The organism is Thermoactinomyces mirandus, assembly GCF_013868055.1.
Lineage (GTDB): Bacteria > Bacillota > Bacilli > Thermoactinomycetales > Thermoactinomycetaceae > Thermoactinomyces > Thermoactinomyces mirandus.
The window spans coordinates 1-8583 of the sequence record NZ_JACEOL010000072.1 but is presented as its reverse complement, the minus strand read 5'-3'; the positions used below and the strand labels follow the sequence as shown (position 1 = coordinate 8583).

General features: G+C 45.7%; 10 protein-coding genes. All 10 read right to left on the bottom strand.

Going from position 1 to position 8583, the window contains the following annotated elements; genetic code table 11:
• Nucleotides 1-372: 372 nt before the first annotated feature.
• The gene (locus H2C83_RS16615) at nt 373-822 is read right to left on the bottom strand and encodes an acyl-CoA thioesterase (protein ID WP_181742300.1); all 450 of its coding nucleotides are present in this window, start codon (nt 820-822) and stop codon (nt 373-375) included.
• Nucleotides 819-1598: a CoA-transferase subunit beta gene (locus H2C83_RS16610; RefSeq protein WP_181742299.1), complete on the bottom strand. Its 780-nt coding sequence runs from the start codon at nt 1596-1598 to the stop codon at nt 819-821. Before H2C83_RS16610 ends, H2C83_RS16615 begins: the two co-directional genes overlap by 4 nt.
• An 18-nt stretch (nt 1599-1616) precedes the next feature.
• The gene (locus tag H2C83_RS16605) at nt 1617-2537 is read right to left on the bottom strand and encodes a CoA transferase subunit A (protein ID WP_181742298.1); all 921 of its coding nucleotides are present in this window, start codon (nt 2535-2537) and stop codon (nt 1617-1619) included.
• Nucleotides 2538-2558: 21 nt separating this feature from the next.
• The gene (locus H2C83_RS16600) at nt 2559-4148 is read right to left on the bottom strand and encodes a benzoate-CoA ligase family protein (RefSeq protein WP_181742297.1); all 1590 of its coding nucleotides are present in this window, start codon (nt 4146-4148) and stop codon (nt 2559-2561) included.
• A gap of 121 nt (nt 4149-4269) precedes the next feature.
• Nucleotides 4270-5064, bottom strand: a complete 795-nt coding sequence (locus H2C83_RS16595) for an enoyl-CoA hydratase/isomerase family protein (RefSeq protein ID WP_376766375.1) — start codon at nt 5062-5064, stop codon at nt 4270-4272.
• A gap of 133 nt (nt 5065-5197) precedes the next feature.
• Nucleotides 5198-5827, bottom strand: a complete 630-nt coding sequence (locus H2C83_RS16590) for a Phenylacetic acid catabolic protein (protein ID WP_181742295.1) — start codon at nt 5825-5827, stop codon at nt 5198-5200.
• Nucleotides 5828-5830: 3 nt separating this feature from the next.
• The gene (locus H2C83_RS16585) at nt 5831-6061 is read right to left on the bottom strand and encodes a hypothetical protein (RefSeq protein WP_181742294.1); all 231 of its coding nucleotides are present in this window, start codon (nt 6059-6061) and stop codon (nt 5831-5833) included.
• Complete coding sequence (locus H2C83_RS16580) at nt 6058-6387, bottom strand: metal-sulfur cluster assembly factor (protein ID WP_181742293.1); 330 nt, start codon at nt 6385-6387, stop codon at nt 6058-6060. The genes H2C83_RS16585 and H2C83_RS16580 overlap by 4 nt, the downstream gene beginning before the upstream one ends.
• Nucleotides 6387-7322 carry a Phenylacetic acid catabolic protein gene (locus H2C83_RS16575; RefSeq protein ID WP_181742292.1) on the bottom strand — a complete coding sequence of 312 codons (936 nt, stop codon included), beginning with the start codon at nt 7320-7322 and terminating at the stop codon, nt 6387-6389. Before H2C83_RS16575 ends, H2C83_RS16580 begins: the two co-directional genes overlap by 1 nt.
• A gap of 221 nt (nt 7323-7543) precedes the next feature.
• The gene (locus H2C83_RS16570) at nt 7544-8419 is read right to left on the bottom strand and encodes a PaaX family transcriptional regulator (RefSeq protein ID WP_181742301.1); all 876 of its coding nucleotides are present in this window, start codon (nt 8417-8419) and stop codon (nt 7544-7546) included.
• Nucleotides 8420-8583 lie beyond the last annotated feature (164 nt).

Here is an 8583-nt window from a genome sequence, read left to right as displayed (position 1 = left end):
TGTTCAAATTGGTCAAATTTATCATTGACCGTTGGAACATCAAAACTACTGTCCGCATGAACTATCCCTTGAGTCAAAAGGCTTATTCCTGCAAAAGTAATCAACAAGATCATGAGAAATCGAAGAAGTTGTTTACCCCTCATGTTGGGTTACACCATTCCTTTTTCTTTATATACTACCTTGAACAATTGATAATTCTATGAAAATTCTACTCCTGTGACAATTGAATTTTTCATTAAATTTCAAAGGCACCATAAAAAAGCACCTGCTGTTTGCAGGCACTGTGGCTTTCATAAATAAAAAAGGCATCCTGCTGAATGCCTGTAAACTTGTATCAGGAAGGACTTGTTTTTTTACCCTGGATCTTTCTTTTTATGCACTCAGCCAGGGGTTGACGGACAGGTTCTCTTTTTCCCTTTCTTTTAAGAGCAGATCTTTCACCTCATCTGGAATCGGCACGGCAAAGATCTTTCCATCTTCCTCTTTGACCCATCCGCGCAGTTCGTATCCATAGCCGGTTCTTTCCTCATCCCGGTATACTTCATGACTTAGTTTGATGGTTTTGCGATGGATTTCCTCAACCCGTGTTTTTATGGTAATGATATCATCGTAATACAAAGGCTTTTCAAACGTACACCTGGCATCCAGAAGCGGGAGAATGATCTGCTGTTTATCGGCAAGTTCCGCCGGAGACAGGCCGGCACTTCTGAAAAACTGGTGTCCGGCAATGTCAAACCACTTGAAATAATTGGGATAATAGACAATTCCGGCTTTATCTGTGTCTCCCCAGTTTACGCGTATTTGAAATTGGTTCTGCCTCATTTTTTCTTTCTCTCCCGATTGCCTGTCCAAAATCCTTGCGGATCAATCTGGTGCAGTACTTCCAGTTCCTGTTCGGAAGGAGTAGGGGTTTCTTCCAGCATTCCGGAAAGTTTCAACTCCCAGTCCGTATTCTTCCGGACTTCCTCCACCGTTACACCGGGGTGAACCGTTGCCAGCATCAATTCCTTTGTTTCCGGATCCGGCCTTAACACCCCAAGGTTGGTAATTAAAGCAGACAGGCCGCCCCGCGGCAACCCGGCTTTTTCCCGCCAGCCATTTCCGTCTCCGTACCCGGGTGACGTAATATAGTCTACTTTTTCACGCATCCTTCTCTTTTCATGGTTCATAATAGCCAGCAACCGCCTGGACAAAGATGCAATATCAGCAGCTCCTCCACTGCCGGGCAATTTCACAGTTGGAGCATCAACCGGTCCAAGACAGGAAGTATTAATGTTCCCGTATTTGTCTATTTCAGCGCCGCCGATAAAACCAACATCGACCAGTCCCTTGTGCATCAGAAACATCAGATTGTTGGTTGAGGTGCACCACTGGGCGCCAGTCACATTGGGAGGGTCTCCCATGGTGTACAAAAGTTCACCGGCAGGATTATCCCGTACAATGCCGCATTCAAAGAAGCCAATGGCGCTTGGGGCATGAAGCTTTTTGGCCACAGCGAAAGCCAACATGGGCAGCCGCATTCCAACAAAAACGACATCCCCGTCCCGGATCTCCCTCGCTGCTGCAATAACCATCAGTTCCTCCGCCGTATAATCCATTTCATCCACTCCATTCCCTTATTCGTATGCATAATTGACTTCGGCAGCCAACAATTTCTGCTTGATCTTCAATTCTTCCAATCGATTTCCGAGGTGCTGGATATATTCTTCATGAGAGGAAAAGGAAAGAACCCATTTGTTGAGCCATTTCCGGAAACTTTCCAACTCTTTCGTTTCCCTGTGATAATCATGGAAAAATTCGTGATCCCGCCTGTAGTAACCCGGCATCGGAGACGGATGGCAAAAAGCGGGACAATGTACCACTGCCGTAACCTTGAATCCGGGTACAAGCAGGCGATTAGGGTCTGTTGTGATTATCTCCCCGGGTACGATTTCTTCAGCCAGCAAAATCACCTTTTTGCTCGCCAGTGCGGCTTCCTGTGCCACCCCCATATTCCCCCACAGATGGGCATTTCCGAATTCATCGGAACGCTGCACACCCAAAATGACTACATCCGGTTTTAATGCCGGCACATACACCAGCGTATCCTCGCCAATCGGGGAAGTGCCTACCCGAAGCTGAGGATTGCTTCTCAACAGATCGGAACCCAACAAGGATTTGGTCGGCAAAAATGGCACTCCCATAGCACCAGCCAAAAGCGCCAGCCCAATGGTAAAATTGCTGTGATCTTCAACAGCTATTTTGTGCGGAATTCCTTTTTCCATCGACCGGCGGTAATTGTAGCCAAGACCGGCACTCACATTGCCCGACCAGGCGGCAATCAATTTATCCACCATTCCCGCCCCGATCATCATGTCGAACAGGATATCCGAGATCGGCGCAATCAACGTTAAATTCTTTATATTCTGACGAATGATTTCATAGGCTGCCGCAAATGGAATCATAGCTTCCAGACATGCACCCATCACAATGGATTCTCCATCTGAAATATACTCGGAAACCGCAGCCTCCAAATTCATTTGTTTTGAACGGGTCATTTCAGGGATTCACCACCAGTTTTATAATTTATTCCCTTGATTGTCATTGTCAAGCTTGAGCTTAAACCGTTGAATCTTGCCCGTAGTCGTTTTGGGAAGGTTATCTGTGAACTTGATGATGCGGGGATATTTGTACCGTGCCAGGTTCTCCTTTACAAACGTTTTCAGCTCACAGGCCAAGTCTTCTGTCGGCTGGACACCTTCTTTCAGAACAATATACGCTTTGGGCAAGGAGAGTTCATTTTCATCGGTCACTCCCACAACAGCCGCCTCCAGTACTGTTTCATGCCGCAACAAACAATTTTCAATCTCAATGGGTGAGACCCAAATCCCTCCTGTTTTAATCATATCGTCCGACCGGCCGCAATACCAGTAGTATCCATCTTCATCCATATAATATTTGTCCCCGGTATTGAGCCATTCGCCCAAAAACTTCTGTTTGGTCTGTTCATGCAGATTCCAGTAGCCCTGGGCGATGCTGTCTCCGCGAATTAACAAGTCGCCCACTTCATTCGGCGGCAAGTCCTCTCCTTCCTCGTTGACAATTCTGGCTTCATACCCGGGGACAACTTTTCCGGAACTGCCTCCCCTGATATCATCGATCCGGTTGGAAAGGTAAATATGAAGGGCTTCCGTTGATCCGATCCCGTCTAATATATCCAGGTTATATATTTTTTTCCATTTACGAAGAAACGCTGCCGGAAGAGCCTCGCCCGCAGACACGCAAATTCTGAGGGAAGAAAGGTCATAAAGCTTGCCGTTTTTTTCCGTAAAGTCAATCAAATTCCCGTATAAAGTGGGAACCCCAAAAAAAATGGTCGGCCTGCACTTCTCGATCACCTGAAGCACCACTTCGGGAAAGGGACGGTCAGGAAGCAAAACGGTTGCCGCTCCCACCCCAAACGGGAAATACATTCCGCCTCCCAATCCATAGGCAAAAAACAATTTGGAGGCTGAAAAACAGATGTCATTTTTCGATATTTTCAAAATATTCTTTGCATAATGGTCCAACGCATATTCCATATCATGCTGCAGATGAATAACCCCTTTGGGTTCACCCGTACTTCCCGAACTGAACAGCCAAAAAGCCGAATCATCAGATTGGGTGTAACAGGAATCCAGCATGTTGCCTGCGTTTTCCATCATGTCGCAAAAATTCAGGACCCCGGCAAAGTTCCCCTGATCACTTTCAGGAATCACAATTACATACTCCAAATAAATAAAACGATCCTTTAAATGAATAATATTTTCCCAAAGTCCCTGGTGAATGATCAGAACCCGGGCGCGACTGTTATTCAGATAATATTCATAATCTGACGGTTTCATCATCGTGTTGACCGGGATGGGTACTGCCCCCAACTTGATGGCACCAAAAAACGAGTAAACAAACTCTGGCGTATCATGGCAAACAAGAAGAACCCGATTTTCCATCTTCAGATCGAGTTCTGTCAGCATGTTGCCCACCCGGTTTACTCTTTCCTGAAGTTGCCTGTAGGTAATTTGCTGATCCTGATAATAGATTGCAACCCGGTCTCCCATTCCGTTTTTCACATTATCATCGATAAACCGGCTGGAAGCATTATAAGGTGTACCGATTCCGCGCAGATCCATCTCATCACCCCTTGCGGTTTTTAGTACAGGCAAAAAATGGGGAGTACTGGGGCTCGCGGAATTGGAACCCCATAAATTTTTACTGAAGTTGAATTTGTATCTCCAACGGTTGTCTGGATGTCTAAACCCCTTTCCAACCGGCTTTTCTTTTTTCAATAAACGCGGTCAATCCTTCTTTCGCATCCTCTGAGCGGAACAGGAGATTTTGCAGTTCTCCTTCATAACGGATCGCGACATTGAGCGGCATTTCTTTGCCGTTCATAATCGACAGCTTGATATTGGACACGGCATAGGTCGCGCTCTCAACGATTTTTTGCGCATATGCAAGTGTCCACTCTCTGGTTTCTGCCTGCGGGAACACTTTGTTGACCAGGCCGATCTCCAGTGCTTCCTGAGGAGTCAACAGCTGGCCCGTAATATTCATATCCAGGGCCCGGGAGTATCCGACCAGTCGGGAGAGGCGCTGTGTGCCGCCGGTTCCCGCCAACACTCCCAGCGTAACTTCGGGAAGCCCGATTTTTCCCGCTTCGTCGCCCATGAAGCGCAGGTCACAGCCAAGCGCCATTTCCAGGCCTCCGCCTACCGTATGCCCTTCCAGACAGGCAATATAAATTTGAGGTGAACGGGCAATCTTGTCCAGTGTTTCATTACAGAACAGGCAAAACTGGGTTTTGAAGCGTGGTTCAGCCTCTTTGAGAAAGCTGATGTCCGCTCCGGTAGAGAAGAATTTGGGCACATCACTCATAAGCACAACCACTTTAATCTCCGGATCGAAGCGAATCTCGTCGATGGCTGCATTCAGCTCTTTGTAAAAATCAAGCGTATAGGAATTGGTTTTGCTGATGTGAAGATGGATTTCAGCAATGCCGTCCCTTTTGACAAGGGTGAGCTTTTCTTTCCTGGTTGTGACTGACATCAAAAATTCCTCCTCGTTGGATGCATAATCAGAAAAGATTTGAATTTTCGGATATTTCATTATATAATTGTGTTGTCAAGCCCAGCGCCTTTGGTACTATCTTTCTGTATTCCGGCAGGTATTCTTTATGCCATTAAACAACCTGAACCGGTACATCTTTTAATTCTTCCATGAATTTGCTGTACAGTTGTGATTCTTTGGCCAGATAGCCTTCAGCGAAAAGTTCGGATTTTTGCTCAATTTCTCTGAGCCAGGCCCCAACCTCCGGAGTGATTTCGCGTAAAGCTTCCTTGAATTTGCGCGGGATCGCTCCTTTATCTTCCAACAGATGCTGTGCCCAACCCCGGGAATAAAGAATATGTTCTTTCTGTTCTCTCATCAGCTTGTTCACCCGGGATACCACTTTTGACCGGTTCGCCTCAAGAATCGAGTTCAGGATCAGGTCGATGGCCGTGTTTACTGTGTACAAAGCGGCAATCAGCGTTATCCAGTTATGAACATTCTCAACCCCTCTGAAGGCTTTGCCTGTCTGCCCTTTTACATCCGGTTTTTTGCCCTCATAGCCTTTCAGGTCAAAAACCCAGTAGTAAAGCAGGCGGGAATGCCCCAGTTCTCCCTGTGCCATGGCAATCGCGGCCAGCGTTGCTTCCAGATTTGGACCGCTCACTCCCACTTCCACAAGCTTGTCCCCAAATACATACTTGTTGTCGCCAATTGTCTCAAGCAACTCAATAAATGATTTCAACCCTGCACTTTGTGTCATCAATCAAGCACCTGCCTTTTCAAATAAGCCTTGAGGTCTTTTTACCCAAACAAAGTGGTCTTTCCGAATGACACACATGTCTGTCCAGTCTTCTTCATTGTAGATAAAAGCGGCATACACCTTGGCCAGGTTATCGGTTTCAGCTTCCACGGTCCCAATATGCACCAGATCATCGCCACGGTTAATCCGGGCGAAAATCTCATATTCGTATTTTTTTGAACTTTCTTTATTCACCTGACGCTTACCCCCCAGTATTTCATTTTTTCGATTCCCTCCCTGGTCATCATTTCAACCGTCCAAGGCGGATCCCAGACCACATGGATATTCACCTTTTTAACCTCGGGCTCCAAGAGCAGCCGCTTTTCAATATCTGCTTCCATCCATTCCGTACAGGCGCACGATACAGCGGTATAAGTCATCGTAACATCAATCGTTCCCCGGTTTTCCTGAATATCATAGATCAGCCCCAGATCCACGACACTGATCGGAAACTCAGGATCCAACACCTCTTTTAACGCATCCCAGTATTTTTTCAAATGCGGTTCAATTTGTTTTTTCATCAACTTGCCTCCCTGCGCAATGCTTCCAGTTCAAGGGCGCCTCTTTGAATTCTCTCAACAAACTGTTTGTTCTGCGGCCCGCGTTTTTTAAAGCGCTTGACCACATTCTCCCAGGTATCCGGTTGGTCAAACAGCCATCTTTTGTTTTCGACATCAAACTTGCAAGGGAATGGTACCTCAAGGACATATTTTCCGGTGCTTTCGTCATAATGAGCCGGTATTTTTACCCCGACTTCTTCACAGAATGGCACTGCTGTTGAAAGCCATACCTGGCGAAGTTCGTCGTTTGTTTTGCCTTTCAGCTTGTATTCAAGCTGCTGGTTGCGGCTTTTCAGATTATCTGCCACACCAAAGAACTCCAGGGCCATCAGGAACATCCAGTCAACAGCGCACTGGACATCGTCTCGCAAATCAGGCTTCGCCATCGCCCATCTCATAATACTCTCGCCATTTCTCAGGTGGAACAACTCTTCCTTGTCCACTTTGACCAATGCCCGTTTCCAGGGCCCGTACGAAGTGTGTTGGAAGACGTCTCCCAACAAGGTATATCCGGCACGGTCAAACAAAGCGTTAAATACACCGAACTCAATCCAGTTGCTTAATTCAAAGTCAAACGCATACGGGTTCTTCCATTCATGCGGTTTGCGGTTATACAACAGCTCATCTGTATCAACACCAAGATCCTTTAATAACCGGTATGCAATATGGGCATGGCCGATTTCATCCTGAATCACCGCCAGCGCTGTAATCTTGTTGTTCAATGTTGGAGCCTGATCATAAACCGATAATAATGGCGGAGCACTCAAGAGTTCCGTATCCCCGACAATGATCAGCGTCTGTTTGAGAAATTCCAGATATTCATCATTCATATCCTCAACTTTTTCCAAAATAAACCCTTGCCTGATTTTTTCTTTCAACAAGCTTGCCTGATCCAAATTTGTCCACCTCTTTATTATGTTTTTTTGATTATCGTTCATCTAACATAATATTAAATGAACAAAAATAAACTGTCAATAAAAAAAGTAAATTATAAATAATCATAAAATTATGTATTTTATTGCTGTGGCCGGACCTGGGAGAATCTTCAGTTGGCCAAAACAGAAAAAGGAGTTTCCAGCCGGCAAGACAGAGAAACTCCTTTACAAAAAAGGTTGGCTCAGACCATGCCAATAAAAGGATTGATGGCTTTATCCCGTTCGGGAACATACTGGCAATCAGGCGCCGGTTCAAATATGGTTTCAAAACACCGGATTGCCGACACAGACAATAACTGGTGAACATGAAAAAACAATTTTCTTGCTTTAAACCCGCTCCAGTTTTCCGGAAGGAGATCCACCGGAAAACCGGGATCCAGAAACAGAAACTTCCGGTATTCATGAACCAGAATCGTCCTTTCCACAAAAGCTTCTTCGTCGGTCAAGGATTGGTTCCATGCCCGTTCCTTCAATTCTTCAAATTTCTCTTCATACCGCCGGATAAATTCATCATATTTACGGGATATCTCCTGCAAATCCCATCCTTTGTGAATAATAGCCATATCATCATGGGAAACAATGGAATTGGCCCTGAACAGAATCGTATAGTCTTCCAATTGATAATTTTTCACCATTTCCATAACCTGTTTTTCTACCGGATTGGGGCTGGCCCAGGTACTGTGCGAAATCAGGCCAAATCCGGTCCACGCCAGTTCCTTGCGGATCTGGTTTCGCAACTCCCGTTTTGTCTCCGGAATCGAATAGGTAAAAATCCGCCAATAACCATCCCATTTCTTGTTGAACAGGGAATAAACCCTCGTCACCCCATCTTTGATTCTTCTTTTACCCTGACTGGTCAGCTGATAATAACTCCGGTTTCCGATTTTTCTTGCAGTAAGCAGATCCTGCTGCACCATACGCAGGACCGCCCCCCTGATTGAGGATTCAGAAATACCAAAGTGGGACATCATCCGGATCAGACTGCCAATCCAGATTTCTCCGCCGTAATTCTGAATATATTCTCCATAAAGCGTAAACATCAAAGATCTTGGTTTCACTTTATCCACCCGGCTTGTTATAGATTTGTTTGCCTTTATTGTGCTTTAAATTGTACAGGGTTCATTGGAGGAGATCAAAAAAAAAGTATTGGTTTTACCAAACCAGAGAGAGTTTTATTCCTCTGAGGCTGTTGACAAAAGAAGGTCAACAGCCTTTTTTGTTG